Source organism: Oceanobacillus rekensis (assembly GCF_002153375.1).
Classification (GTDB): Bacteria; Bacillota; Bacilli; order Bacillales; family Amphibacillaceae; genus Oceanobacillus; species Oceanobacillus rekensis.
In genome coordinates, this window is record NZ_MTBQ01000011.1 from 13,756 (window position 1) to 40,384 (window position 26,629).

Here is a 26,629-nt window from a genome sequence, read left to right on the forward strand (position 1 = left end):
CATTGCACTTCCTTTATGTTACAATACACGCATAGAAATTTATTAATAGTAGTGTTCAAAAAAAGATAAAAAAACGGGGGACGCAATTGTCATTTTTAACCAGACAATTTGAATATCCTCTTGCAGAATAAAGTTTTTATGAAGGAGGACTTCTATAATATGGATACTGGTACACATATCGTTATGGGTATTGCACTGGGCGGACTTGCCACATTAGACCCTGCAGTGCAAAATGATCCAACATTGTTCCATGCTGTATTGGTTGGCACTGTCATTGGATCACACGCCCCAGATTTTGATACCGTTTTTAAACTTAAAAATAATGCAACATATATACGGCACCACCGCGGTGCATCCCACTCACTTCCAGCAATTGTGTTATGGGGCTTGCTAGTATCCGGCATTATATATATGTTCGTTCCACATGTGAATTATTTACATTTATGGCTATGGACATTTTTAGCAGTCATCATCCATGTTTTTGTTGACCTTTTTAATGCATATGGTACTCAAGCATTCAGGCCATTCTCAAGAAAATGGATTGCTAAGGGAATTATTAATACATTTGATCCATATATATTCTTCCTAAACATTGCAGGTATCGCCGCATGGGCACTTGGAGCAAATCCTGCCTATACTTGGATCGTCATTTATACGGTCATTGTCTTATATTATATCAAACGATATATGGACAAAAGAGAAATCGTAAAAAAAATAAAGGATTATTATCCAGATACCGTTGAAATTGCAACCTCACCTACGATAAAACAAAACTACTGGCGTGTTGCGATTACAACAGAGGATAAGTTCTACGTTGGTACAGTTATAAATCACCATATTGAAATTTTGGATGAGTTTTGGAAAGTTCCATTACCTGACACTCCAATTATGGAAATGGCAAAAACAGATAAAAATATTCAAGCGTTCTTGAATTTTTCTCCTGTCTACCGTTGGGAAGTTAATAACTTTGACTCTTTTACAGAGATACGCTTTATTGATCTTCGCTATCGTTCTAAAACATACTATCCATTTGTAGCCGTAGTGCAAATTGACGAAAACATGGATATCATCAGTTCCTATACTGGCTGGATCTTTTCCGAGCACAAACTTAAAAGTAAACTATATGTCGGTGATCCGACTACAAAATAAAACAGTAGTCAAAGGTTCATAATGATTTGACAATCTAAAATGGCATACGAAATGACGTATGCCATTTAGATTGCTATATTAATTTTTGATTCTATTTAGGATTGTTTTGACACTCAAATTTTTCATGGTATTTATCCCTTACAATAGTTATTGTACAACAAATATCTATCGCCAATTGAGGTGCCAATTTTATAGTCATTTAAGGTTCACAGCAATTATAATGGATTTAATAAATGTTTTCTATTAAAACCTTTATTAAACTTAACCTCCGTTTATTTACCTCGCATCCATAGAGTATTAATAGAATATTTTGCTACCCCACGTTGAATTGTTTTATATCTACATAATTTTGGCAGAATATGAGAAGAATAAAAAACGATGTTCTGGATAGACATCGTCGTACGGTAAGTTCATCGCTCGAGAAGAACCACCCCTGCTGGCCGAGCATTTTCGGGTGGTCTTCTTTTTGATTTTTTACCACGTTTCTTTGAGAATAGCAAAACGATGAAATGATTGAACACTGCTTTTATCAAAGTAGTAGTAACTCCATTAGAATTTCCATTGCGATCACCTCCTTTCTTCCCTAAAAAGAGAAAAAAGGGAGCAATCTCCCACACCGAAAACAACTTCATTACCAAATATTTTCCCAATAATTCCCTTGTAAAACAAAAGACAAAAGACAGATTTATACAGATAGCCAAATGACTTAGTTTTATCAATTCCTAATAAACATTCAAATCTTTAAAAGAGTAACTGAATTTTTATTTGTCTGTACAATATTTTCCTGATTTAGGCAGTCCTAGTCCTTTGATCATCACTTGCCATACCCACAAAGTTGAGAATTAGTATGTAAAACGGATAAACAGCGAGTCCCCCTATTGCTAAAAGACCTGTCACAGGATTAGGGTAATCTCCACCATAAGTTACCGGAAATAAAGATGCGAATACATAAACTAAAAGAACAAAATAGGGTACCCATAGTATAACTGTCCAAAAGTTTGCCTTTCGACCATCTAACCACTTTCTTATTAAGAAATAGAGTAGTATGGTACCCGCTATAATTTCAACAATAATCGTTACGCTAGTTAAAATATTTACCGTATTAATTGTCCAATTTGTTAGTCTGCTAATCCTATACACATTTACCATAAGTTCAATAGGAACAAATACCATGAAAGCGTATATAATACTAACCACATTTAGCTTAAAGAAATATTTCATTAAATATGCCCCCTAAAACCCCTTTTAATAACTCACCAGTTGGCAAAAATAAGACTAACCTTTAATTTTTTCCAACCATTCACTTTCTAAAATACTCATTTCCCACGAACTCCAATATTCTTCACCAATTTTTGCAGCGTCTCGAAGTAATCCTTCTTTTGCAAATCCAAGTTTTTCATAGCAGGATATTGCTGGAGTATTAAAGTCATAAACTCCTAGACTAATTCTATGTAAATAAAGTTCATCAAAAGCAATAGTAAGGATTTCCTTTATCATTTGCTCACCTATTCCTTTACCTCTTACGTTTTTATTACCAACCAATACTTTACCAACCCTTGCAGATTTGTTTTTTCTATCTATTTTCCCTAAAGAAATGTGACCAATAACATCTTCAGTTTCTATATCTACTACTTTATAAACCAACTTATCTGAGTTATCGCTATTGGCATTCTCAATATATTTTTCTAACTGAGCGACATTTAAAGGAAATTCGAATGCAGGCCCTCCCCACTGAAGTAAAAACTCTGGCGTATCTATCCAGTTAATAAGTTGCTGAAAATCAGATGCCATGAAAGACTCTAATTTAATCATATCAAAGTTCTCCTCGTTTCTTTACTTAATTTAGTATCGTATTGTATTTTATAATCCTTTTTGTTAAATTAACCTGCCAATTCAAATAACTAAATCCAATATTAACATAATATTCTACATAGTCTTTTTAAAAAAAGAAAAAGGCAATCAATGGGTGATCGCCTTGTTTAACTTATATGAAAAGACTATGACTATTATCTAAACTAAAATCACTTACATTTTATTTTTGAGAACCTTTTTGCTTAAATGATAATTCCACTAAAAATTGAACCCCATAAATTACAATTGCCAAAACCACACTCATGAAAAACCACATAGTATTACTCATCTTTTTTAACTTAAATAATCCAATTTTTTGAGAGATGGAGAAGAATGGAAAAGCATTAATCCAATCCAGCACTATATTTGTAAGTAAGTACTTGGAAAATTTACCGTAAGTTAGTTTAAATACCCACAGTGTGCCAACAAAATAAGGACCTAGAAAGTATATGAAATCTACAGAACCGGGAGATAGAGGATTTGTATTTTTCCACCATTTTTTCTTATTAGCAATTAAGCTCAATGCACTTAGGAATAAATTAATAAAACTAGCTGCAGGCAAAAATCTAAAAAATGAACGTTTTCCGAGGAAAGGAACAGTTAGCCACGGAATAATTAACATAGCAAGAGAAAATACTTTTCTTATATCCATCATAACTCACTCCTAAAACAGGTTAATCATATTATTAACCTCTTCTTGTAAATAATGAGTTTTCAGATAAAAAAGTTATTCAAATTGAACTGCTAATTTGTTCAATGTAAGTGTATTGCTATAATTCTTATTTGACTACTGTTGTTATTATAAGAGAAAAAGCCGTCAATTTAGACGACTTTTATTTACCATTTTATCGGACCTACATTTATTTTCAGTGTAACGAGTAACAGTCCCAAGCAGAAATCAGGAGCTTATTATTTTATTACCTTCTTACCTAGCAATGAAATAGGAAGAGCTTCTTCTTTTTCATACATTTCCTCAAGAAGGTTAATTCGATGTCCCCATGCAAAAACACCATTTATGTAATTGATTTTAAATGTAAAACCAGGCTCCATTTTCAATTGATATATTTCTTCAGCAGAAAAGTCACCCGGATGCATCGTATATGCCATAGCAACTTGCATTTTTCGCTCATTTATTTGAACCTCTGAAACGTTACCCAATTGTTCTGCCTTTTGGGCCTTTTCTTTTAATGTACCTATTTCTCTATATAATTGCTCAATTGAATAATCACTGTAGCGATAATTCATATGTCCACCCCTTCCCCTACTATTTTACCAATGGTTCAATCTAAATGGAAAGCATTTTTAATCCTCTGTTATTTTATCTGTCAAAAACTTGTTAATCATTTCAAAAGAAAATCCTTTACGGTATAAGCCTTCCGTTACTTTTTTTCGCAGTTCATATCCTTCATGTTTCGACTCATGCTTTCGTAATAACTTCTCTCCCTGGTATACAAGTGCATCCCATTCTCCATCTGTATCTTTCTCATCGTAAACGTCAGCAAATGCTTCCTTTATTGCAGCTTGTGCAAACCCCTTTTGCAATAATGTAGTTTGCAGCTTTTGGACCTGTTTTTTGTAGGATTCCTTCTTACTGGAGTTTATCTTTTTGCTCATTAGTTTTTTTATTTTTTCATATTGTATTTCAATTGGATAATTCTCTAGAGCTGATTCTGCTATTACCTGCGAAACACCTTTATCCATCAATTCCTTTTTAATCAATTTCGGACCTTTTGAAGATGTATTTATTCTTGTCAGAACAAACATATTCGCAAACTGCTCATCATCAATCAAGTTCTCATTTGTCAGCTTTATGATTATTTGATCAATATGCTCCCCATCTACTTCCTTTTTCACTAAATAATCGATTATTTCTTTTTTTGATCGCATTCGATAGCTTAGAAAGTTAATTGCTTGGGTATATGATTTATGTAATGTATCTTTTTGAACGAGTGTGGTTATCATGGAATCTTCTAATTCGAGACCTTTACGAAGTCGATATTCAATTAAAATAGCTTCATCCACACTAAAGCCATATTCTTCACCCTTGGCAGTGTTCAAAAAAATATTGTACCGATTCTTATTTTTTACTTGTGTAGTGATTCGGGTAATCTTTCTCATAGCTCTCACCCCCTTCCTTTATCATACCAGAATGAGTGTTAAGTCGCCTACTATGAATAGGTACGATATTTTCATTATTTCTGGACACTTTCTATTAGAAAATAATTCCCGAATCACTACGCTAAGAATCGAATTGATGTATATACTACTAATGACAATAGGTTTTACTTGGAGGGTTTACATTGAATTTTCTTATTAGCGGTGGTACCGGTTTTGTTGGCAACAATCTTACTAAATCCTTGCAATCGAAAGGACATCATATATTTATCCTCACTCGCACCCCTGATAAACACACGAACAAGGATGGCATGACATACATAAACTATGATTATCCGGTCTGTGAACTGCCAGTTATCGAAGGTGTCATTAATCTAGCTGGTGAATCACTGTTTGGTTACTGGTCATCAAAGAAAAAGGAAAATATTATAAACAGCAGATTGGAAACTACGAATCAGGTTATTCAACTTATTAAAGATATGAAAATCAAACCAAATGTTTTTATCAGTGGATCTGCTATCGGGTATTATGGAACTTCTGAAGATCTTATTTTTACTGAAGCAACAACGCAAGCTGGAAAAGACTTTTTAGCTGAAGTGACCGTTAAATGGGAAGAAAGCGCAAAGCTTGCAGAAACGCTTGGAGTTCGTACTGTTTATGCACGATTCGGTATTATTTTAGGAAATGAAGGATCGCTTCCGTTAATGAGCCTTCCGGTTAATATGTTTGCAGGTGGGAAAATAGGTAATGGCGAGCAATGGATGTCCTGGATTCATATAGATGATGCAGTCAACTTGTTGGAATATTGTCTGTCTCACCCTTCCATAGATGGGATAGTTAATTTCACGGCACCAAATCCAAAAAGAAATAAGGATTTTATGAAAATATTAGCCAAAAGCCTTAAGCGGCCATACTGGTTTCGAACCCCTTCCACATTGTTAGATGCAACGATAGGGGAAATGGGACAATTAATAACTAAAGGACAATATGTGTTGCCTAAAAAGGCCCTGGATCAAGGGTTTAAGTTCACATATCCAATTCTTGAGGATGCTTTGAAAAACATGAAGGAATGATAATTTTATTTTACAATATAATTATAAAAAACAGTTCCCTTTTCAATAAAAAGATTGTAAAATAAAATTATCAAAATACGAAAGAGATGAATAAACCGTATCACATTACGACAAAGAATTATATAGGGAAGGCAAATGGTGCGCCACCAGTTTTCACTGGTTCTAGTGGGTTCGATTCCCACCCCGAATTTTTGTTGAACGCTAAATAAAAATTCGAGGGTGGGTCACTCACTGATTTCCTTACAAGGAAGATCTGTGTTTTTACCCGCCTGGAATGAGGAGGGTTTTTTTATGCTTAAAATGCGTGATTTACATGAGGTGCCTATGCTATATGAACTGATGAACCATCCAGATGTATTTCCCTATGTAAGACATAAAGCAAGCAATAGTGATGAATTTTATTTCATTACAAAGCAAACAATCGAAGCAGAAGAAAATGGGGAGTTAATATCCCGAACGATTATTGATGAGTATTACCAACCAATAGGTACGATTAATCTTTTTGATATTCATGAAAATCATGGGTTTTTAGCTACATGGATTGGTCAGCCTTATTTTGGAAAAGGGTATAATCAACAAGCTAAAGAACATTTTTTCGATATACTATTTTTCTCTTATAACATCGAGGGCATATTTATGAAAGTAAGAAAAGCAAATAAACGCTCCTTAAAGGCAGTCTTAAAGCTACCATATGCAGCTTTGGGTAATGAAATTTACCCGCATGTATATGGAAAGGTCAATAGAGAAGCGGAAATTTATGATTTGTTTGTAATTACTAAAGATAATTATATGTCCTATCAGCAATTCAGAACATTGGAAGTACAACCAACGGATGAAGAAGTTTCTTGATTTTTTATTGTATCTTCCGCATAAACCTCCATTTATTAGGATATTCTAGTTAGTAAAGTGAGGGATTAAGATGGCTAAAATGAAACCAGGTCAAGCCGAAAAGTTTCTGTCAAAGACGCAGGAAGTACTGTACCAAAAAGAGTTCAAACATGCAGACCGTATTTACAATCAAATCTCACAAAAAGGAAACCGACGCTAATTGCTTCGGTTTTTCTTTTTGGCTTTTTTAGTTTCATGCTTATAATACTCGATGCTCGTAGTTGAGATAAACTACGAAGTAACTTCTGGTTTTCTATCAGTACGCAGAAACTTCGGCGACCGCTCTGGGAAATACACTTTGCGCACCTTAGGGGGCTGGTGAGCCAACTTGCACTAAAGCGCTACGTTGTCTCACCGATGCCTTTCCTCCCGCTGGAGTCTACGTATATTTCCTAGAGCTGGCTAGAAGTTTAAATACTATTAACTGTATTAGTGTTTGTTTAAAAATCTGATCACACAATTTCACCAGTCCGGCATCGCTGTGGGCGGTAACTCCTGTGGAAAAAGCACGTGTCTGAAGACCAGAAGAGTGGTTTTCTCTTCGGGGCTGAGGCCGTGCCCTAAGGATGCGCATCCGCCCGCAGCGATTCCGGACGGCGGTAAAAGCACATACCAGTAGTTACTTCGCACTTTATAGATTTTGTGACAAAAACAATTTTAGTGAGATGAGTAAGGAGTTCTCTTATACTTTTATCCACAGAGCATTCTATTTTTGTCAAAAATCAGTAAATTTACTCTACTTACTCACACTGAATTGTGGATAATGTGGATAAATTGGATTATTTAAGTTATATAGTTGTTTATAATGTGTATAAGATTGTTGATATCATTTAAAAACTTATTATATATGCTCTCCCTTTTATTTTCTATTGTCTCCCTTTGTTCTAACTGTTATAATATATATATAACAGTTAGAACATGTGAATGGAGTGATAAAAATTGTTCATTCAACTGGATTTAGAATCAGCAGAACCGATTTATATTCAGTTACAACATCAAATTATTGAAGGTATCGCAAAAAAGAAGCTACAACCTGGCGATCCCCTGCCTTCCGTTCGGTCATTGGCTGCAGATATAGGCATCAATCTCCATACGGTGAACAAAGCATATCAGTATTTGAAGCAGGAAGGGTTTATATTAATTCATCGTCAAAAGGGTGTTGTAATAAACCCAGATGGCTTTCCAAAAGCTGATGAAGCATATAAGAAGCAACTTAAAAGCAGTCTGCATCCGCTCATTTCCAATGCCATTAGCCGTGGACTTGGAGAAGATGATTTTTTGCGAATTTGCAGTGATATTTTTAATAAATTTAAAGTAGAAGGTGAAAACGGATGAACTTTTTCATTTTAATATTTGTGTTAATACTAATTCCCATTTTCATAGCCACTATATTTATACCTTATTGGACTAGAAGAACAGAGAGTTTTGGTGTATCGATACCAGAGGAACTATACAGCAGAACAGATATTCAACAGATGCGAAAAAACTACGCAATTTTAACTGGTATTCTAAGTCTATTTGTTACAGTAATTTTCTTAATCATAAGTACTTTCCTGCCAAACGATGAAAACTCCATCAGTATACTATTCGGCGCAATAATTATTTTTTATATCATTGGAAGCTTTCTTGTTTATTTGAAATTCCATGGAGGTATGAAGAAACTAAAGGAAAAAGAAAATTGGCTGAAGGAAAAGTCACAGCAAGTTTTCGTCGATGTCCGTTTTCGTGATAAGAAGCTTACCCATTCGAACTTATGGTTCTTTATCTCCTTTCTTATTACAATTGCTACCATTTTCATTACATTTCAATCCTACCAGCAAATTCCCGATAGAATACCAATGCAATATAACTTTGCCGGTGAGGTTACGGACTGGACTGAAAAATCATATCGTTCTGTTTTGCTTAATCCCATCATGCAAATGTATTTAACGATGTTATTTCTATTCATAAATACTGTCATTGCCCGATCTAAACAGCAAATCGATCCGGATAATCCAGAAGAATCGATTCGAAAAAATGTCTTATTCCGACGAAGATGGTCGGCATATATCATTATTTCAAATTTAGCATTAACAGTGATGTTTACATGTATTCAACTTTCTTTCATTTATCCGATTAATCAGCAGTTATTAACCTTGTTGCCATTGATCATAGCAATTGGATCAATAATTGGTGCGATTGTACTTTCGTTCACTACTGGTCAGGGTGGCAGCCGAGTGAAAAGTGCAACAGGAAAAAGCGGGAATATCATCAATCGCGACGATGATACGTATTGGAAGCTTGGTCAGTTTTACTTTAATAAAGAAGATCCAGCATTATTTTTAGAAAAGCGATTTGGCGTAGGCTGGACCATAAATCTTGCAAGACCATTAGCATGGCTTTTATTCTTAGGAATTATCGGCTTAGCATTTGCTATACCACTCTTGCTTGGAATTTAATCTTTAGAAGGAGGTAAATAAAATGCAGGAGCTATTTGAATCAATCAACTGGGCCCTTATAACACCTCTTCTTGTAATACAGGCAATATTATTACTTGTCGCCCTCATTGATTGGGCAAAGGAAGAGGAAACAAGTGGACCAAAATGGATGTGGTTTTTTATCATTGTTTTCGTTAACATTATCGGCCCTGTTCTCTATTTTATATTTGGAAAGAGGCGAGATTAAATGACATTGTTAACCGTTAAAAAACTCACAAAAAAATACCAAGATAAGCCGGCAATTAATAAAGTCAGTTTTAATTTACAACAAGGTAAATGCATTGCCTTAATTGGCCCTAATGGTGCTGGCAAAACTACGATGTTACGAATATTGGCAGGACTCCTGAAACCGACAGAGGGAACAGTGACTTTTACCGACATGCAAGCCAATGATGATATTCGAAAATTTATAGGATACTTACCACAGTATCCTGTGTTTTATTCGTGGATGACTGGGTTTGAATTTCTAGTATTCAGTGGACAGCTTGCCTTTATCTCAAAAGTTGAAGCAAAAAAGCGTGCAGAAGAATTATTGAAAAAGGTAGGTATTTACGATGCGAGAAACCAGCGAATTGGAAAGTATTCTGGCGGAATGAAACAACGTCTTGGCATCGCACAGGCGATCATTCATAAGCCTAAACTATTACTATTGGATGAGCCTGTTTCTTCACTGGATCCATTAGGTCGTCGGGAAATTCTACTATTAATCCAAGAATTAAAGCAAGGGATGACCATTCTTTTTTCAACCCATATTCTTAGTGATGCAGATGAAGTAAGTGATGAATTATTGCTCCTTCATCAAGGAGAAATTGTAGAATCCGGCTCACTAAGCAAATTAAGAGAAAAGCATCAAACCTCAGTCATCAAACTGGAATTCAAAGATAATCTAGACGAATATCAGTCCAAAGTTAATAAGTTAAGAAGTGTAACAGATAGCTATATAGAAGGGAATATGCTGACCATTACAGCTATAAATGTTTCGTCAGCAAGAAATGAAATCTTAATGGCTGCTGCGAATGAGAACTGGGAATTAGATAGTTTCACACTTGACCGAGCATCCTTGGAAGATGTGTTTATGAAAGTGGTGAATAATTAATGCAATGGACCACACTTTTTAAAAAAGAGATGGTGGAAAGCTGGCGAAACAAAAAGTTAATTTGGCTACCATTAGTTATGATTTTACTTGCCATTATGGACCCTATTTCCAATTATTATATGCCACAAATTATCGAAGCCGTTGGAGGTTTACCAGATGGCGCTACATTTGAGCTTCCTGATTTTACTCCGGCTGAAGTTGTCATGATGAGTCTTTCTCAATTCAGTACGTTAGGTGTGTTAATCGTTGTACTAGTCTCGATGGGAACGATTGCCGGAGAAAGAAAGAGTGGTATTTCAGAGCTTGTTTTAGTAAAACCTGTTTCTTACGGTAATTATATTACTGCAAAATGGGCAGCACTTCTTTTGCTTGTTTGGATTTCCTTCTTTCTGGGGATGCTTGCAAGTTGGTACTATATTAATATTCTTTATGGTGATTTATCATTTGGAAGCTTTTCACGAATTATATTCTTCTATGGATTATGGTTAATGTTTGTAGTTACACTTTCCATTTTCTTTAATTCAATGATTAAAACATCAGGCCTTGTCGCATTTTTTACAATAGCAACAATCATGTTGATGCGAGTTGTCACAGAAGTATTTAATCATATACTTGAATGGAGTCCAAATAATCTTTCCAACTATATTCTAGAAATGCTATTAACCGAAAGTATTCCTTCTAACCTGATTGGAACAGCAATCATAACTATTATTATTACAGCTACCCTATTAATTGTATCGATTAATACTTTCAAGTCAAAGGAGCTTGCAAACTAAAAAAAGAGGACTAATGCTATTATTAGCACTAGTCCTCTTTCTCATTTTGCTTTCACTGTTGTTACTCTTCGTAAAAACACGTATGAAATACAATATATAACTAAGCCAGCAACAAAAATTTGCAGGAAGTAGAACATATCAATTGTTTGATAAAGATTAATAAAGTAATCAACTATCCAACCCTTGGCAACCCCAAAGAGTAACCCAACTGCGATTAGCCCAATTACTGCTCCCCCACCAAGTAATCCATATTTGTAAAATAGGAGTCCGATGATAAACATAAAGGACAATAGGAAGAACATGATGACCGTATCGATCATGACCCTGTTAAGCCATGTATCTTCCAGTAGTTGTGCTACATGAAGAAACGAAAAATTATCCAGGCCAATCATGTCCGTAAATAATATGGTAACTGTGTGCAACGTATTTGCTGCTATTGCATTAACAAGTGCGACCCCGAGAAAAAAGATGCCAATACTGATGAATAGATTTTTACGAACAGACCCTATTTTTAATGAAAAGGGAATACTTTCTTTTACTGTTAAGAACCCTAAAATGGAACAGTAAATATAGATAGGAATGGTAATAAAAAAGATAAAAAAACTTTCTTCAAAACGCAACAGAATATATGAAAATGATAGACATACAACTAAGATACTTAATAGAATTGTCCAGAATATCTTTAATGAGTACTGAACATCCGTAATAAAGAAATAAATCAACCCTTTTAGCTGTCTCCCCATTGATTATGCCCCCTTCTTTCTTTCCGTTAAATAAATCATCAATTCTTGAATTGGTACTCCTTCGACAGCCAACCCATGCATTTTCGCTTCTTCTACTTTCCCATATACATATGCTGTCATCATCCCCGCAAGCTGTTTTTTCTGAATGACTTCTTTACCTATAAGAAAGTCCTCAACATCTTCTATTTTTCCTGACACTGCAATTGTATTGTCTCGCAAAATCTCAGACTCTTCTTGTAAAACCAATGACCCTTCTCGTAAAATTAAGACTTCTTCAAACATCAAGCTTACTTCATCAATTAGATGTGTTGAAAAAATAATCGTACGTCTCGTCTCTTGGTATTCTTCAAGCATAATTTCATAAAATTTCTTCCTTGATGGTGCATCAAGTCCAATATATGGTTCATCAAAAACTGTAATTGGTGCTTTACTCGCCAATCCAACGGTAATCCCTAATGCTGATTCCATCCCTTTAGATAATGTCTTTACTTTAGATTCCGGATGAAGGTTATACTCTTTAATTAAAGCCTCCGCTAGCTCCTGATCCCAGTTTGGGTAAAAAAAGGAGTAAATTTTTAGTACATTTTTCACTTTTAAATCTTTTTTAAAATTATGCCCTTCTTTAATTAAACAAATGGATTCCGTCAAACGCTGATTGTCAAAAGGATTCTCTCCATCAATCAAGATTTCACCGCTATTCGCCAATATTTGACCCGATAAAATATCCATAAATGTTGTTTTTCCAGCACCATTTCTGCCTAACAGCCCATAGATCTTCGTTTCATTCAATGTGAACGATACATTGTTTAATGCATAATTATCTTTATACTTTTTCGTTAGATTTTTCACTTCAATTTTCATTGGTCATATCCCCCTTTTTCACCATTTCCATCAGTTCACTTTCCTGTATTCGCAGCTTTTTTGCTTCATTTTTTAATGGAAGCATATAGGATTCATAAAATGTTTTTTTACGCTTTTCAATTAAGATTTCCTGTGCGTCTTCGGTAACGAACATTCCAACACCCCTTCGTTTAAAGAGTACTTCTTCAGCAACAAGTTCATTAATTCCTTTTGCAGCTGTAGCTGGGTTAATTTTATAGTAAGCTGCAAATTCATTTGTAGATGGCACACGTTCTCCTGGTTTAATGCTTTCGTCAATGATTGAGTCTTCGAGTTGTTCTTTTATTTGAAGGAATATTGGTTTGTTTTCATCTAATGAGTTTTTCATGTTTGCTTCCTTCCTTAATTGGTTAATTACCTATGTAACTAACCCTATAACTAATGAACATAAATGTCAATAGGCTTTTCTAAAAAAATAAAAATTCACACAATTTAGGTGTGAATTTTTATTTAATCATCGTATGAAAGGTATTATGGTTAACCTGCCACTTCCAGAAATTTATGAATCGGATTTTTTTCCGGGATAATAAAATACTGAGTACCATCCGTGTGAATGACTACATTACCTAGTGCAGCTGTGGAGTATATCATTGCATCCACTTTATATAAATTTTCGATGACACGATTAACTGGATGTCCATAATTATTTTCTTTACTGTACGTCAATATTGCTACCTCTGGATTGACTGCTTTTAAGTAATTCAGTGAGGAACTTGTTTTTGACCCATGGTGTGCAACTTTTAAAATTTCTGCTCGTACATCATACTCCTTTAGGAATGCTTTCTCCTGTTGCTGTTCAACATCACTCATCAATAAGAAATCAACATCTCCATAGGTTACTTTTAATACAATGGATGATTTATTATTATTTTTATATCGTTCATAAGCGTTCCAAACATCAATAGTAACCATTGGGTCAATTTCAATTGGGACATTCTTTTCAGCAATTTTGACAGGGATTTTCTGTTTTCTAATCTCGCTGATATAATTGGCAAAGGTTTTTGTTGGATGAAGTTTCCCTGTATCTAATATTTCTTCGACTTCAATAGTTTTCATAACTTTTAAAATGCCGCCGATATGGTCAATATCCGGATGTGTAGCAATGAATAGGTCAATTTTATCTATATGAAGTTTCTCCAAATAAGATACTATTTTTTCGCCAGCTTTCGGTGGCCCAGCATCGATTAAGATTGTCCGGTTTAGCGGTGTTTGAATTAGAATACTATCTCCTTGTCCGACATCAATAAAATGTACCTGCATTTCGGGAATTTGCTCACCATAGATTCCGCTCGGTAAAATGAAAAGGAAACTATTTATAATCAAAATAAGAGCAATATACTTTTTCATACGTAACATCCTTCTGTTTTTCTTTTAGTTTTGCACGGATGCCGGTATGTTATTAATAAAATTTATCATTATAACAAAAAAACCGCCGAACAAGTCGACGGTTTCTTTCATTTATGCCTTTTCCACAATAATCTCATTATCGATTACATTTACATGAACCTTTTCAACAGCATCATCTTCAAGAATCAGATCTGTCAACTGGTCTTCAACTTTATCTTGGATTACTCGACGCAATGGTCTCGCACCAAAACGTGGATCATAACCAAGTGTTACTATTTTCTGTTTAGCTTCATCGGAAATCGTAATTGTAATGTTATTCTCTTTAATTGCTTCCTGAAGTTCTACAAGCATTAAATCAACAATTTCTATTAGGTTTGCTTCTGATAACTCATTAAAGTTAACAATAGAATCAAATCGGTTTAGAAATTCCGGTTTGAAATAGTCGCTCAAGTTCTCTAATGTTGAGACCGAATCATGACTATTGCTGTTAAAACCAACATTGATTGATTTCACGCCAGTTCCAGCATTACTTGTCATAACAATTACGGTTTCTTTAAAGCTGACCTTTCTGCCATGTGAGTCTGTTAAGTGACCGTCTTCCATAATTTGCAGGAACATATTTTGTACATCTGGATGTGCTTTTTCAATTTCATCCAGGAGTAGAATGGAATACGGGTTACGACGAATACGTTCAGTCAGTTGACCTGCCTCTTCATGTCCTACATATCCTGGTGGTGAACCAATAATTTTAGAAACGGCATGTTTCTCCATGTATTCACTCATATCTAGTCGAACCATTGATTCACGGGTGCCGAATAATTCTTCTGCTAATACTTTTGTTAACTCTGTTTTACCAACACCAGTCGGTCCAACAAAAAGGAATGAGCCGATTGGACGATCTTTTGATTTCAATCCTGCACGACTGCGACGGATGGATTTGGCAATCTTATCAACTGCTTCATCCTGACCAATTACTTTTTTACGCAAGTTCTCTGCAATATTTTTCATCTTTTCTTGTTCATCAGCTTGCATTTTTGTTACGGGAATACCTGTTTTTTCTTCTACGATTAGTTGAATGTCAGAGATATCAATATCCAATACTCTTTCGCCGTCAACAGCCTTTTCCAATTGCTTTTGCAGTTGTATTTCCTGATAGCGCAGGTTTGCAGCATGTTCATAATCTTCCCTATCTGCTGCCTCCTGTTTCTCTTTAACGACATCATCCAACCGTTGTTGTAAGGATTTTGAGTCTTTTTGTGCATTTTCAAGGTTTAAACGAGATCCAACCTCATCCATCAAGTCAATAGCCTTATCCGGTAAAAATCTATCTTGGATATAGCGGCTTGATAAAGTGACAAAGGAACGAATCGCATCATCTGAATAGCGAACCTCATGGAAGTTTTCATAGCGGTCTTTAATTCCATCTAAAATTTTAACCGCGTCCTCAAGTGTTGGTTCATTTACAATGATTGGCTGTAAACGTCTTTCCAGTGCTGGGTCTTTTTCAATTTGACGGTATTCCTTCAAAGTCGTTGCACCCATTAATTGTAATTCCCCACGGGCAAGGGCAGGTTTTAAAATGTTTCCTGCGTCCATTTGTGAACTCTCAGCTGTACCAGCACCAACTAATAAATGAATCTCATCAATAAATAGGATGACATTATCACGGGACTGTAATTCTTCAATCAGTTTTTTCATTCGTTCTTCAAATTGACCACGCATACTTGTATTGGCAACAAGTGAAGCCACATCAAGTAAATATATTTCTTTGTTTAGTAGTTTTACAGGTACATTACCTTCAATTATTCTAACTGCTAACCCTTCCGCAATGGCTGTTTTACCCACCCCAGGTTCACCAATTAGAACCGGGTTATTTTTATTTCTTCTATTTAAAGTTTCGATTACACGTTTAATTTCATTATCACGGCCAATTACTGGATCAATTTTTCCAGATCTCGCTGCATCTGTTACATTATTTGCTAATTGATCAATCAGACTATTGCCTTTTTGATTCTTTTGTTTCGTTTTTGTTCCCATTTTGCTTCCTCCATTTCCTTGGAAAAAGTTATTGGAGAATGCATCATTGTTTCCAAATGGAGTATTTGAGAAAAAGTCATTGGAATTCATCATCTTACCCTGAATTTCTTGGAAACAATTATTACAAAGATGCATTTCCGTTTTTTGATTATTAATATGCATTTGGGCGTTTATGTTAGCTTGGTTTTCACCACAGTTTTGACATAGCATTTCCCATTCCTCCTTGGTTTTTGCAATCTATTTTTATCAAATTTGACTTTGACTATCTTTGACTATACTCACATTATACTCTGACCTATTTTGACTTTCAAGTATTTTGTTTAAGTTTTTTATGTAAGGTTGATTTATAAAAGATTAGGACTGATTCTACTCGTATCCCTGAAAATAATTATTCCTTTTTAATCTTCGCAATTTCTAAAATCCGCGAAGTAAATGCTCATTTTCTATCAGTACGCAGAAACTTAGGCGACCGCTCTGGGAAATATACTTCGTGCATCTTAAGGCGGCTGGTGAGCCCCTTCATGCTATCGCTTTTCAGTGCCTCTCTCCCCGTAGGAGTCTACGTGTATTTCCCCAGAGCAGTTTTAAGCTTACAAATCATTAACTGCATTAGTAATGATAAAAATCAGATTGCAAAACTTCACCAGTCCGGGTGAGCGGAGGGCGGTGACTCCTGCCTAGAACAGCACATGTCCGAAGACCCTGCAGAGTGGTCTTCTCGAGGAGGCTGAGGCCGTGCCCTAAGGTACGCATCCGCCCACAGCGATCCCGGACGTAGCAATAGCACATACCTCTGGCTACCAGCCAGTAGTTAAGTTCCCTTATATCTGTCGACCGAAACCGCATGTCGCTTAATCCATAAAAAATAAGGGCTGACTTTTATAAAGCCAACCCTCATCTCATTAGAAATCATAAAAACCTTTTGGAAGTGATTTTTTTATTAGCAGATCATCAAGACTTCTAAATGAATAGCCCTGCTTCTTCAATTCCTGGATTGTACGTTCCAAGGCTTCTGCATTGTCCGAGGAAACTGCATGCAACAGAACAATTGCACCAGGATGCACTTGAGCCATAATTTGTTCAAATGCATAGTCAGATCCTTTTTGCTCCGCAACATTCCAATCTATAAAGGCAAGTGACCAAAATACATGAACTAAACCAAGCTCATTTGCCCATTGTAATGTTTTCTCATTAAATAATCCTCTTGGAGGTCTGAGGAACTTAATTTCTTTTTGATCACTAATATCCGCAACAGCTGCTTCCAATGTTTCCAGTTCTTTTTGGATCGCATCCTTCGTTAAAATCGTAAAATCCGGGTGATGGTAGGAATGATTTCCTATTATATGACCCTCTTCAACCATCCGTTTAATTAAATCTGGTTCACTTTTCACATAATGACCTGTCACAAAAAATGTTGCAGGAACAGATTCTTTTTTTAATACATCCAATATCTCCTCTGTATAACCTTGCTCATACCCATTATCAAAAGTTATATAGATTGTTTTGGCACCGGAGTCATCAACATAATAGGCGCCATATTTTTCAAGCAGTTCCTTATACTCTCCTATGTCGGGTACTTGATGATCGGTATTCTTTTTATATCCCCAACCATTGGCACCAGTAGCAGTTGGTTCAAATAAACTAAAAGAAAAGGCAAGAAAAATAATGAATGATGCTTTGATAAAGTTTCGCATAGCAACCCACCTATTTTTTTCTTACCTTTTCCTATTCAGTTTGAAATTATTCAATAAACTTTCCTTATAGAACCATTGAAGCAACCCAACCAAAAATAATCAAAGGAATATTAAAGTGAATAAAGGTTGGAACCACGGTATCCCATATATGATTGTGTTTTCCATCTGCATTTAACCCTGAAGTAGGCCCAAGTGTACTATCTGATGCTGGTGAACCAGCATCACCTAGTGCCCCAGCAGTTCCAATAAGTGCAGCTATTGCCATTGGTGAAAACCCTGCAGCCATACAGATTGGTACATATAAAGCAGCAATAATCGGTATCGTACCAAATGATGAACCAATTCCCAATGTGACCAATAAACCGACCATTAATAAAATAAAGGCAATAAGTGGTTTATTATCATCCAAAAATCCTGAAGATAACTCTACTAGAGCGGTAACGGCTCCTGTTTCCTGTAAAACCGTACCAAACCCGGAAGCAACCAACATAACGAATGCAATGGTACCCATCATACTGATTCCTTCTGACATAACTTTATCTAAATTTTTAAATGGTACAACAAGGAATACGTACATGAATAATAATCCAGTCAATGCACCGATTATAAGATTTTGTGTAATTAACTGTGCAACTAATGCAGCTAGAATAGCAATAATGGTTAGCATGTGATATTTGTTAAATGTAATGTTTTCTTTTTCCGGTATTTGGATAGTTGATTCTGTGCCACCTGCTCCTGATACCTGTTCTCTGTCTTTTCTATAAGTAATAAAAATAGCAATTAATAAACCGACAATCATTCCTGATCCAGGAATTAACATCGCTAATGCTGTCTCTCCAGTTGTAATAGATATTCCATTTGATTCCATACCTTCTACGATTATCCCGTGGAATATCAATCCAAACCCAGCAGGTATCATAAGATATGGTGCTTTCAAACCAAATGTTAATGCGACTGCAACAGCCCGTCTATCCATACGCATCGTATCAAAAAGTTTTAATAATGGCGGTATCAAAATAGGTATAAATGCAATATGAACAGGAACTACGTTTTGAGATAAGCATGCTACACCTGCAATCGCGAGTAGCATCATTGTTTTCTTTCCTGTCAAGATACGAATTAGATAATTTACTAATATAGTAGTTATGCCAGTATAGCTAATTGCCACAGCAAAAGCTCCAAGCAAAATATAACTCAATGCTGTTGCGGAAGATCCTCCCATACCGCTGACCATTAATTCAATTGCTTCAACAATATTTAACCCTGCCATCAACCCTGCCGTAATGGATGCGGCTATGATAGCTATTATTACATTGACACGCAGCAAACTTAAAATCGTCATTACTAGAACTGAAATAATCACAATCCATTCCATTTAACGCTTCCCCCTATGTCCATCTCTGATGTTTTAACTTTAACACTTTACCATGATAAAGCATTAAATGAAATAATTCAACCCTTTTACGTAAAAAAACCCTGTAAAAATTTTACAGGGTTTCGTTTACTTTAATTGGAATGAAAATGATATATGATCCTGTATTGGAATCCAGGCACCTATCCCTTGTTTTGTTACATTTTTGATTTCAATTGACTTCTTTGAACCTTTCAATTGTATATATACTTCTCCAAAAGTCACTTGCCCTTTTTCATTAACAGCGGGAGCGTACGCTTGTAAAGTTCCATACTTTTTGACGGGTACACCATAAGAATTATCCTTTTTTGTGTTCTTTCCAATAATCGTATTATAGGATAATGGAAGCTTTGTATTTTTCTTGGACTTCAGAAGCATCATCTTTTTAACATCATCGGGATTGGCAATTTTATTTGTTAAAGCCCCTTTAATCTCTTTTTGTTCTTGTTGTATATAATTCATATTCTGTGGGGTATCGCCACCTTGATTATTAAGTTCGTTCATATTTATTTCCTGATACTCCCAGTTGATATTTGATTCCTCTGAATCATAATTTAATGCCCATCTACCTAGATAAACCATTCCACGATATCCAATAGATATTGGTGATGGTTTAATCGATGTCTCATTCAGCATTTTGATGAGCTCCGGGTTTTCGATAGGTATGGACATTTCATCCAGTAATTCTTGCGTCAATTCACTTGGTTCAACAACTTCCTGGTCTTCCGTGGAGTTCGGATACGTATTTTCCTTCGATATATCTAAAACATGACTAGGTATTTCCATATCTTTATCTGATTTTTTCTCAGCAATGCCTACTGACGGAGAAATTAGGGACAATAAGAAAGCAACTATTACAAAGGCAATTATTTTATTTATTTTCATGTTTTCCCATTCCTTTCTTTCCCCTATTTTTTTCGAAAAAGAGCCAAATTATGCATAGGCACAGGAAATACTTTAATGCCATGTTACGAAATGAAATAAAGCCTGAGCACTCGGGTTGTGACGGCGACCGTTTGAGGGATAATGGTGACCGTTTGGGTTGTGCTGGCGACCGTTTGATCCGTGATGGCGACCCACATCAAATGAATTTAAAAATCTTTTGGACAAATAGAATATAAAGGCGTACAATTAGTTACTTAGGTAACTTTATTCGGAGGGATCACATGGATCATTCATTTTTTCATCAGCAATTACAGTTTACGCGGTCTTTTAAAAATAAATTAAATGAGCGGCTGGCCGAGGCTGGATTATTTCACTCACAGTGGCTATTGATTTATTGCCTAAAACAGCAGAAGGCCGCCACTCTTGTAGAAATAAGCAATTACCTTAATGTGGAGAAACCGACCATCACCCGTACGGTAAAAAGGTTGGAGGAACAAATGCTCATTGAGAAAATTCCTAGTCGTGATAAGCGAGAACGCCCGATTCAGCTAACGGAAAAAGGTCTTCATATATATGAGGAAGCTATTCGTATTGTTAACGATTTTGAACAAAATCTAATGGAGGAAATTTCAGAAATAGATCAAGAAACAACATTACGTACGATTAAACGATTAAAGACCAATTTAATGAAGGAGGAACTTAGATGAGTCAAAGACCAAAACTATGGACGAAAGACTTTGTAATGGTTTCCGCCGCTAATTTCCTGCTTTTTGTGTCATTCTATATGCTGATGGTAACAATGGCAGTCTATTCGATAGAACAGTTTCAAGCATCCCAGAGTATCGCAGGACTTGCATCCAGTATTTTTGTACTTGGTGCGGTTTTGGTGAGACCAATCGCAGGGAAAATAATTGAAACAGTAGGGCGAAAAAAACTACTTGTTATTGGGGTCGCATTATTTTTAGCTATGATGTTATTGTATTTTCCCGTTGACAGCATTGGACTCTTACTACTGATTCGATTCCTGCATGGATTTGCTTTTGGGATAGGTTCGACTGCAACAGGAACTATCGCTGTTGACGTTATCCCCGCTACCCGCCGTGGAGAAGGGATGGGATACTTTGCGACCAGTATGAATCTGGCAATGGCAATCGGACCATTCATAGGATTAATTATTAGTCAACACTTACCAGATACGATGATTTTCGTTACGACAACAATTTTTGCCATTATTGCATTATTAACTACATTATTTATGAATGTACCGGAAAGGGAAGTAGCGGAAACCACCAAAGCTGCTTCGAAAGAGAAAAAAAAATTTCAGCTTAGTGATTACTTCGAAAAGTCAACATTTCCAATCGCCACTTTTGTTATGATTTGCGGGCTGGCATATTCAAGTATCCTTTCATTCATGACTGCCTATGCAACAGAAATCAACCTTGTTGATGCAGCAAGCTTTTTCTTTGTGATGTATGCGATATTCCTATTGCTTTCAAGACCTTTTACAGGACGTTTGTTTGACCTGAAAGGCGAAAATACCGTCATGTATCCTTCGATTCTAACGTTTGGAATTGGATTGATCTTACTCAGTCAGGCAGAAAGCGGAATGACGTTACTTATAGCTGGTGCTATTTTAGGTGTCGGATTCGGAACACTCCAATCCAGTGCCCAGACTATAGCAGTAAGTGAAGCAGCACCACACCGTGTCGGACTGGCAACATCAACCTTCTTCGTGTTCTATGATCTTGGAATCGGTGTAGGTCCATTCCTGTTAGGATTCGTTGTACCGCTTTCAGGTTTTCGCGGGCTTTATCTCGGCATGGCTGCTATTGCCTTTATCTCGATCGCAATATACTATTTCATGCATGGTAAAGGAGCATCCAGGAAACTTAAGAAACAGGAAATGGCAAAGAATGTATCAAGCTGATTGGTTTTCTTGATCAACTGGCTTTTTGGAAGCAGTTCGATTAGGTGTGTAAAATTAGGAAAGAACAAAGCAATAGCAGTCCAATTCACATATAAATTGGACTGCTATTTTGTGTTCGTTTAACAATTATTATATAAATAACCACTCCAAGGAAGAGGATAACTATATTCCCCAATCTGATTGCAGAAGAATTTTTAGATGTTGTAATTGTTCCTCACCAATTTCATTAGCAATACTCTCTTCCAGTTTAGCCTTCAACAACTCATTTTTTTCATAACATTCTTCACCCAATTTAGTTAAACATATGCATTTATCTTTTTTATTGTTCTTTACATTATTTATTTCAATTAAACCTTTTGACTCGAGACTTTTTATGAATTTATGGGTTGCTTGTCTGGAAATGTCTACATGTTTTGTAACATAGGCAATGGTAGACTGCTTCTTATATATTCTTGCTATAATGAACCACTCAGAATTTGATAGATACATATCACTGTTATCATTCCACAATTTCTCTGTTATTTTCCGAAGTTGGAGATGTCTCTCGCTCAGTACATCAATTAAATCCAAGTTTTTCAATTCAAAATCCAACCTTTTCACTCCCATTCATTTCTTCGATACCTACTGTACAAAACTCCACTCACATTGTCAACTAAGTTGACAATGTGGCGAAATTCCAATACAATTACTATTGTAAACTAAGTTGACAATTATGGATTTAGGGGGCTGACACACAAATGTTTAATATTGGAGATACAATTATTTATTCCATACATGGCTTAAGTGAAATTGATGATATATGTGAAAAGACTTATGGCAACGTTACTAGAACATATTATGTGCTGCATCCTTTAGAAGATCCTGGATTAACGATAAACACCCCTGTAGATAATAATCAAGTAGTCATGCTCACAGTTTTAGAAAAAAAGGAAGCGGAAGATATTTTACAATCATTCCAACAGCTAGGTATCAGTTGGATTGAGGATCCAAGACAACGTTACAGAGAATATAATCGTCTAATCAATACTGGGGAACGTAAGGAAATTTCTAAAGTGGTCAATACATTAATGAGGAAAAACCAAGAGCTTAACAGAAATAAAAAGAAAATGTACGATCAGGACCGGTCCCTTTTAATAAAAACACAGAAAATTCTGTTTAAAGAATTGGCCGTTTCCCTTAATACTTCTTATGAGGATGTATCCGAAAAAATTAGTAGTATGATCAGCCTGCAGAAGTGACATCTTAAATGTAAAACTGTAAATTATATATAGAATGCGATAAGTACCATAAATAAAGAAACACTTTAAAAAGCGCCATGCCATTCTACTATTCCTATCTGCATGAATAATATGAAGTCCTTTTACCCCAGTCTTCTCGGATACTTCATTTAACAACTACCTATTTTCACTTTTTAAAAAACTGGTAAACTTTCTTTTACTATTACATCTGAAATAATCACGTCCAATGCCATCACTGCTTTTGATGGCTTTCTTTTTTTGTTCAGACAAATAATTAGAGTCCTTAATAGGCTAGATTACTAGTATGATAACGGTTTAATAGGATAGGTATAGGGAAAGCACTTTCATTCGTACAAATGTGTCTAAATTATGAACTCAAATACTATAAGAGAATAAAATAAGTGTTGACTTTAAGAAAAAAAATTTGATATTGTTATGAACAGACCAGTTGGTATGGTGGAGGTGTACTACGGAAATGGAAACTAAATCGCTGATAATCGACATCGCGACAAAACTCTTTCAGCAAAAAGGATATAAAGGTGTAGGATTAAATGAAATTATAAAATCATGTAATATTTCCAAAGGCTCACTTTATCATCACTTTCCAAATGGAAAAGAAGAATTACTAATTACTTGCATTCAATCTTTGAATGATAGGATTACGAGCGATATAGAGGAAATCTTCAACAGGTATCCATCTACAAAAGAAGCTACAACTGCTATGATTTCCAAGTTAGTTTTTAACTTTGAAACAGAGCGCACCATCTCAGAATATACATTCAGCAGTATCATTAGTGGCTTGGCTTCATTAAGTGATCCAGTTAGAAATGTATGTGCAAAGTTGTATCAAACTATAGAGGATATTTATTTTCATAAATTAGTTGCTGATGGGTATCGGGAGGATACAGCATATTCCATTGTACTCATGATGACTGCTGCTACCAGAGGGTGGGGTCATGCTTTGTTCAACCCAAAATACAAGTAAACCAATAAAAACGATTTCGCAAGTATTAAAAAAGACTATTGTCTAATATGTAAATTTAAAGGAGATGTACAATTAATATGAGTAATACACCAATTAACGTTAAAAATCCAAAGATTATGGCATTTATTTTAATGTTCGGTACTTTTATTGGATTATTTGGAGAAACAGCATTAAATATGGCATTATCAAATATTATGGAGCAATTCTCGATTACAGCGGCTACTGGACAGTGGTTGACAACAGGGTACCTGCTAATCTTAGCTATTCTAGTTCCGATTTCAGCACTTTTAATGAAATGGTTTAGTACTAGACAATTAGTTATCGGGGGACTTGTTCTTTCGCTACTCGGAACGATCTTAGCGGCATTGGCTTTTGATTTTACAATGCTATTAATCGGCCGTGTCGTTCAAGCAGTCGGTACAGGTATTCTAATACCAGTAATGACGAGTGTTCTTTTAATTATTTTCCCTGTTCACAAACGTGGAGTTGTAATGGGTCTTATGGGGCTTGTTATTACATTAGGTCCAGCATTAGGACCAACACTTTCAGGAGTCATTATTAGTACGTTGGGTTGGCCTTATATTTTCTGGATTAGCGCTGCTTTATATGTGATATTGTCACTTTTTGCTGTAGTTAAAATCCAGAATGTTTCAGAAATTACGAAACCAAAAATTGACTTTTCATCAATTGTTTTATCAACATTTGGTTTTGGTGGATTAATTTATGCTTTGGCAACAATGGCAGCAGCACCTATTTCATCACCCGGGGTTTGGGCACCATTACTTGTAGGGATTATCGCCCTTCTATTATTTGGCGTTCGTCAAATGAAAATGGATCAACCAATGGTTAATTTACGTGTTTTCAAGTATCCTATGTTCACATTGGGAACAGCAATGATGTTCCTTGGTATTCTAATGATTTTATCAACTGGAATCTTATTGCCAATGTATTTAAAGGGTACCTTACTATTTAGTGCAGCAGTGGCTGGTTTAATATTGCTTCCTGGTAATGCCGTTAACTTTATCTTGTCACCAATTGTTGGAGCTCTATTTGATAAATTCGGACCACGTATTTTCGTAATCACCGGTTCTTTAATTGTCGTAATTGCGAATGTCATGTTCTTGACTGTTGTTTCAGCAACAACACCTGCATGGCAAATACTTGTTGCCTTTATGATTCTATTCTTTGGACTAACAATGGTAATGATGCCATCGCAAACAAATGCGCTCAACCAATTGCCGCGTGAGTTATATGCGGACGGATCTGCTGCTATGAATACATTGAATCAAGTAGCTGGTGCTGCAGGGACAGCAATAGCGATTACATTATTTACAGCTGGTCAAAACGGTCACTTAGCAGTTACTCCTGATGCTACTCAACCAGAAGTGTTGGCTGCTGGTATAAAATATGCCTTCTACTTTATTACAGGAATTTCAGTAATAGCATTAATTTGTTCTTTCTTTACGAGAAAACAGAGCAAAGGAAAAGAAACATCTCAAGCAACAGTAAAAACAACAGAACCTGCACATAAGTATTCATCGTGATTAAAATAGCAAATATGGATCTTCTAAATGCTAATACAGAAGGAGTTAATTGAAAATGAAACATCAGTATAAAAGTATTCTAGTAGGTATAGACGGCTCACAAGAAGCTGAATATGCCTTCCAAAAATCTATCCGTATTGCAAAACGAAATAAAGATTCAAAATTGACTATTGTAAATGTGATTAATACCAGTGGATTTGAATCTTCTGCGCTCCGACGCACACAGAAATTATCAGAAGACCTTGTAAAAGACTACGAGTCACAAGCTGAAGCTGAAGGGATTGAAGGCGTAAGTTCAGTAATTGAATTCGGTTCCCCAAAAACGCTTATTACAAATGAGATTGCTGAATCTGTAAAGGCTGATTTAATTGTCTGTGGTGCAACAGGGCTAAATGTTGTTGAACGTTTTATAACTGGTTCCGTATCTGGAGCAATCGTACGTTCCGCTACATGTGACGTATTAGTGGTCCGTAAACCTGAATAAAGCCTGGTA

The 26,629-nt window shown here is 35.7% G+C and carries 29 protein-coding genes; 15 read left to right on the top strand and 14 right to left on the bottom strand.

Features of this window, described 5'->3' with window-relative positions:
- The first annotated feature begins 159 nt into the window (after positions 1 to 159).
- Entirely contained in the window at positions 160 to 1,149 is a 990-nt protein-coding gene (locus tag BV906_RS18655) for a metal-dependent hydrolase (protein ID WP_087975129.1), read from the top strand.
- Positions 1,150 to 1,938: 789 nt separating this feature from the next.
- On the opposite strand, the gene BV906_RS18665 is transcribed toward BV906_RS18655, so the two are convergent.
- From BV906_RS18665 to recX, 5 genes are all read right to left on the bottom strand, one after another.
- A complete protein-coding gene (locus BV906_RS18665; protein ID WP_087975131.1) occupies positions 1,939 to 2,370 on the bottom strand; it encodes a hypothetical protein in 432 nt (143 codons plus the stop codon).
- Positions 2,371 to 2,424: 54 nt separating this feature from the next.
- Positions 2,425 to 2,961, bottom strand: a complete 537-nt coding sequence (locus tag BV906_RS18670) for a GNAT family N-acetyltransferase (RefSeq protein WP_087975132.1) — start codon at positions 2,959 to 2,961, stop codon at positions 2,425 to 2,427.
- A gap of 220 nt (positions 2,962 to 3,181) precedes the next feature.
- Entirely contained in the window at positions 3,182 to 3,652 is a 471-nt protein-coding gene (locus BV906_RS18675; RefSeq protein WP_245844316.1) for a hypothetical protein, read from the bottom strand.
- 257 nt (positions 3,653 to 3,909) lie between these two features.
- Complete coding sequence (locus BV906_RS18680; protein ID WP_087975134.1) at positions 3,910 to 4,245, bottom strand: YfhH family protein; 336 nt, start codon at positions 4,243 to 4,245, stop codon at positions 3,910 to 3,912.
- A gap of 57 nt (positions 4,246 to 4,302) precedes the next feature.
- Positions 4,303 to 5,118, bottom strand: a complete 816-nt coding sequence (gene recX / locus BV906_RS18685) for a recombination regulator RecX (RefSeq protein WP_087975135.1) — start codon at positions 5,116 to 5,118, stop codon at positions 4,303 to 4,305.
- Between the two features lie 182 nt (positions 5,119 to 5,300).
- Between recX and BV906_RS18690 the strand changes: the two genes are divergently transcribed.
- The 8 genes from BV906_RS18690 (at position 5,301) to BV906_RS18725 (ending at position 11,425) form a co-directional block, all read left to right on the top strand.
- The gene (locus tag BV906_RS18690; RefSeq protein WP_087975136.1) at positions 5,301 to 6,188 is read left to right on the top strand and encodes a TIGR01777 family oxidoreductase; all 888 of its coding nucleotides are present in this window, start codon (positions 5,301 to 5,303) and stop codon (positions 6,186 to 6,188) included.
- Between the two features lie 291 nt (positions 6,189 to 6,479).
- Entirely contained in the window at positions 6,480 to 7,037 is a 558-nt protein-coding gene (locus BV906_RS18695) for a GNAT family N-acetyltransferase (RefSeq protein ID WP_087975137.1), read from the top strand.
- Positions 7,038 to 7,107: 70 nt separating this feature from the next.
- Positions 7,108 to 7,236: a YfhE family protein gene (locus BV906_RS18700; protein WP_087975138.1), complete on the top strand. Its 129-nt coding sequence runs from the start codon at positions 7,108 to 7,110 to the stop codon at positions 7,234 to 7,236.
- A 779-nt stretch (positions 7,237 to 8,015) separates the two neighbouring features.
- Complete coding sequence (locus BV906_RS18705; protein ID WP_087975139.1) at positions 8,016 to 8,411, top strand: GntR family transcriptional regulator; 396 nt, start codon at positions 8,016 to 8,018, stop codon at positions 8,409 to 8,411.
- Positions 8,408 to 9,514, top strand: a complete 1,107-nt coding sequence (locus BV906_RS18710; RefSeq protein ID WP_087975140.1) for a DUF1648 domain-containing protein — start codon at positions 8,408 to 8,410, stop codon at positions 9,512 to 9,514. The genes BV906_RS18705 and BV906_RS18710 overlap by 4 nt, the downstream gene beginning before the upstream one ends.
- Before the next feature lie 22 nt (positions 9,515 to 9,536).
- The gene (locus tag BV906_RS18715) at positions 9,537 to 9,740 is read left to right on the top strand and encodes a PLD nuclease N-terminal domain-containing protein (RefSeq protein ID WP_087975141.1); all 204 of its coding nucleotides are present in this window, start codon (positions 9,537 to 9,539) and stop codon (positions 9,738 to 9,740) included.
- Positions 9,741 to 10,649 (top strand): ABC transporter ATP-binding protein, encoded by a 909-nt coding sequence (locus BV906_RS18720; RefSeq protein WP_087975142.1) that lies wholly within the window; start codon positions 9,741 to 9,743, stop codon positions 10,647 to 10,649.
- Positions 10,649 to 11,425: an ABC transporter permease gene (locus BV906_RS18725; protein ID WP_087975143.1), complete on the top strand. Its 777-nt coding sequence runs from the start codon at positions 10,649 to 10,651 to the stop codon at positions 11,423 to 11,425. Before BV906_RS18720 ends, BV906_RS18725 begins: the two co-directional genes overlap by 1 nt.
- A 41-nt stretch (positions 11,426 to 11,466) precedes the next feature.
- Here the strand turns inward: BV906_RS18725 and BV906_RS18730 are convergent, their stop codons facing one another.
- The 8 genes from BV906_RS18730 to BV906_RS18765 form a co-directional block, all read right to left on the bottom strand.
- Complete coding sequence (locus BV906_RS18730; protein WP_087975144.1) at positions 11,467 to 12,168, bottom strand: hypothetical protein; 702 nt, start codon at positions 12,166 to 12,168, stop codon at positions 11,467 to 11,469.
- A gap of 3 nt (positions 12,169 to 12,171) precedes the next feature.
- Positions 12,172 to 13,029, bottom strand: a complete 858-nt coding sequence (locus tag BV906_RS18735) for an ABC transporter ATP-binding protein (RefSeq protein WP_087975145.1) — start codon at positions 13,027 to 13,029, stop codon at positions 12,172 to 12,174.
- Entirely contained in the window at positions 13,019 to 13,396 is a 378-nt protein-coding gene (locus BV906_RS18740) for a GntR family transcriptional regulator (protein WP_087975146.1), read from the bottom strand. Before BV906_RS18740 ends, BV906_RS18735 begins: the two co-directional genes overlap by 11 nt.
- Positions 13,397 to 13,545: 149 nt before the next feature.
- Positions 13,546 to 14,415, bottom strand: a complete 870-nt coding sequence (locus tag BV906_RS18745) for a ComEC/Rec2 family competence protein (RefSeq protein ID WP_087975147.1) — start codon at positions 14,413 to 14,415, stop codon at positions 13,546 to 13,548.
- Positions 14,416 to 14,526: 111 nt separating this feature from the next.
- Positions 14,527 to 16,662, bottom strand: a complete 2,136-nt coding sequence (locus BV906_RS18750) for an ATP-dependent Clp protease ATP-binding subunit (protein ID WP_087975148.1) — start codon at positions 16,660 to 16,662, stop codon at positions 14,527 to 14,529.
- 692 nt (positions 16,663 to 17,354) lie between these two features.
- Positions 17,355 to 18,146, bottom strand: coding sequence for a delta-lactam-biosynthetic de-N-acetylase (pdaA, locus tag BV906_RS18755; RefSeq protein ID WP_087975149.1), 792 nt, complete (start codon positions 18,144 to 18,146; stop codon positions 17,355 to 17,357).
- Between the two features lie 64 nt (positions 18,147 to 18,210).
- The gene (locus BV906_RS18760) at positions 18,211 to 19,521 is read right to left on the bottom strand and encodes a Na+/H+ antiporter family protein (RefSeq protein WP_087975150.1); all 1,311 of its coding nucleotides are present in this window, start codon (positions 19,519 to 19,521) and stop codon (positions 18,211 to 18,213) included.
- Positions 19,522 to 19,647: 126 nt separating this feature from the next.
- The gene (locus BV906_RS18765) at positions 19,648 to 20,442 is read right to left on the bottom strand and encodes a YfkD famly protein (protein WP_087975151.1); all 795 of its coding nucleotides are present in this window, start codon (positions 20,440 to 20,442) and stop codon (positions 19,648 to 19,650) included.
- 281 nt (positions 20,443 to 20,723) lie between these two features.
- On the opposite strand from BV906_RS18765, the gene BV906_RS18770 reads away from it, so the two are divergent.
- Positions 20,724 to 21,149 carry a MarR family winged helix-turn-helix transcriptional regulator gene (locus BV906_RS18770; RefSeq protein ID WP_087975152.1) on the top strand — a complete coding sequence of 142 codons (426 nt, stop codon included), beginning with the start codon at positions 20,724 to 20,726 and terminating at the stop codon, positions 21,147 to 21,149.
- Positions 21,146 to 22,369 carry an MFS transporter gene (locus tag BV906_RS18775; RefSeq protein ID WP_087975153.1) on the top strand — a complete coding sequence of 408 codons (1,224 nt, stop codon included), beginning with the start codon at positions 21,146 to 21,148 and terminating at the stop codon, positions 22,367 to 22,369. Before BV906_RS18770 ends, BV906_RS18775 begins: the two co-directional genes overlap by 4 nt.
- Before the next feature lie 162 nt (positions 22,370 to 22,531).
- Here BV906_RS18775 and BV906_RS18780 read toward each other — a convergent pair whose 3' ends face one another.
- Positions 22,532 to 22,960, bottom strand: a complete 429-nt coding sequence (locus tag BV906_RS18780) for a winged helix DNA-binding protein (protein WP_087975154.1) — start codon at positions 22,958 to 22,960, stop codon at positions 22,532 to 22,534.
- Between the two features lie 146 nt (positions 22,961 to 23,106).
- Here BV906_RS18780 and BV906_RS18785 point away from each other — a divergent pair, with 146 nt between their 5' ends.
- The 4 genes from BV906_RS18785 to BV906_RS18800 all read left to right on the top strand — a co-directional run bounded on the left by BV906_RS18785 (position 23,107) and on the right by BV906_RS18800 (position 26,620).
- Positions 23,107 to 23,607 (top strand): CarD family transcriptional regulator, encoded by a 501-nt coding sequence (locus BV906_RS18785; RefSeq protein WP_087975155.1) that lies wholly within the window; start codon positions 23,107 to 23,109, stop codon positions 23,605 to 23,607.
- Positions 23,608 to 24,082: 475 nt separating this feature from the next.
- Entirely contained in the window at positions 24,083 to 24,592 is a 510-nt protein-coding gene (locus BV906_RS18790; protein ID WP_245844320.1) for a TetR/AcrR family transcriptional regulator, read from the top strand.
- 77 nt (positions 24,593 to 24,669) lie between these two features.
- Positions 24,670 to 26,136, top strand: coding sequence for an MDR family MFS transporter (locus BV906_RS18795; RefSeq protein WP_087975156.1), 1,467 nt, complete (start codon positions 24,670 to 24,672; stop codon positions 26,134 to 26,136).
- 55 nt (positions 26,137 to 26,191) lie between these two features.
- Complete coding sequence (locus BV906_RS18800; protein ID WP_087975157.1) at positions 26,192 to 26,620, top strand: universal stress protein; 429 nt, start codon at positions 26,192 to 26,194, stop codon at positions 26,618 to 26,620.
- Positions 26,621 to 26,629 lie beyond the last annotated feature (9 nt).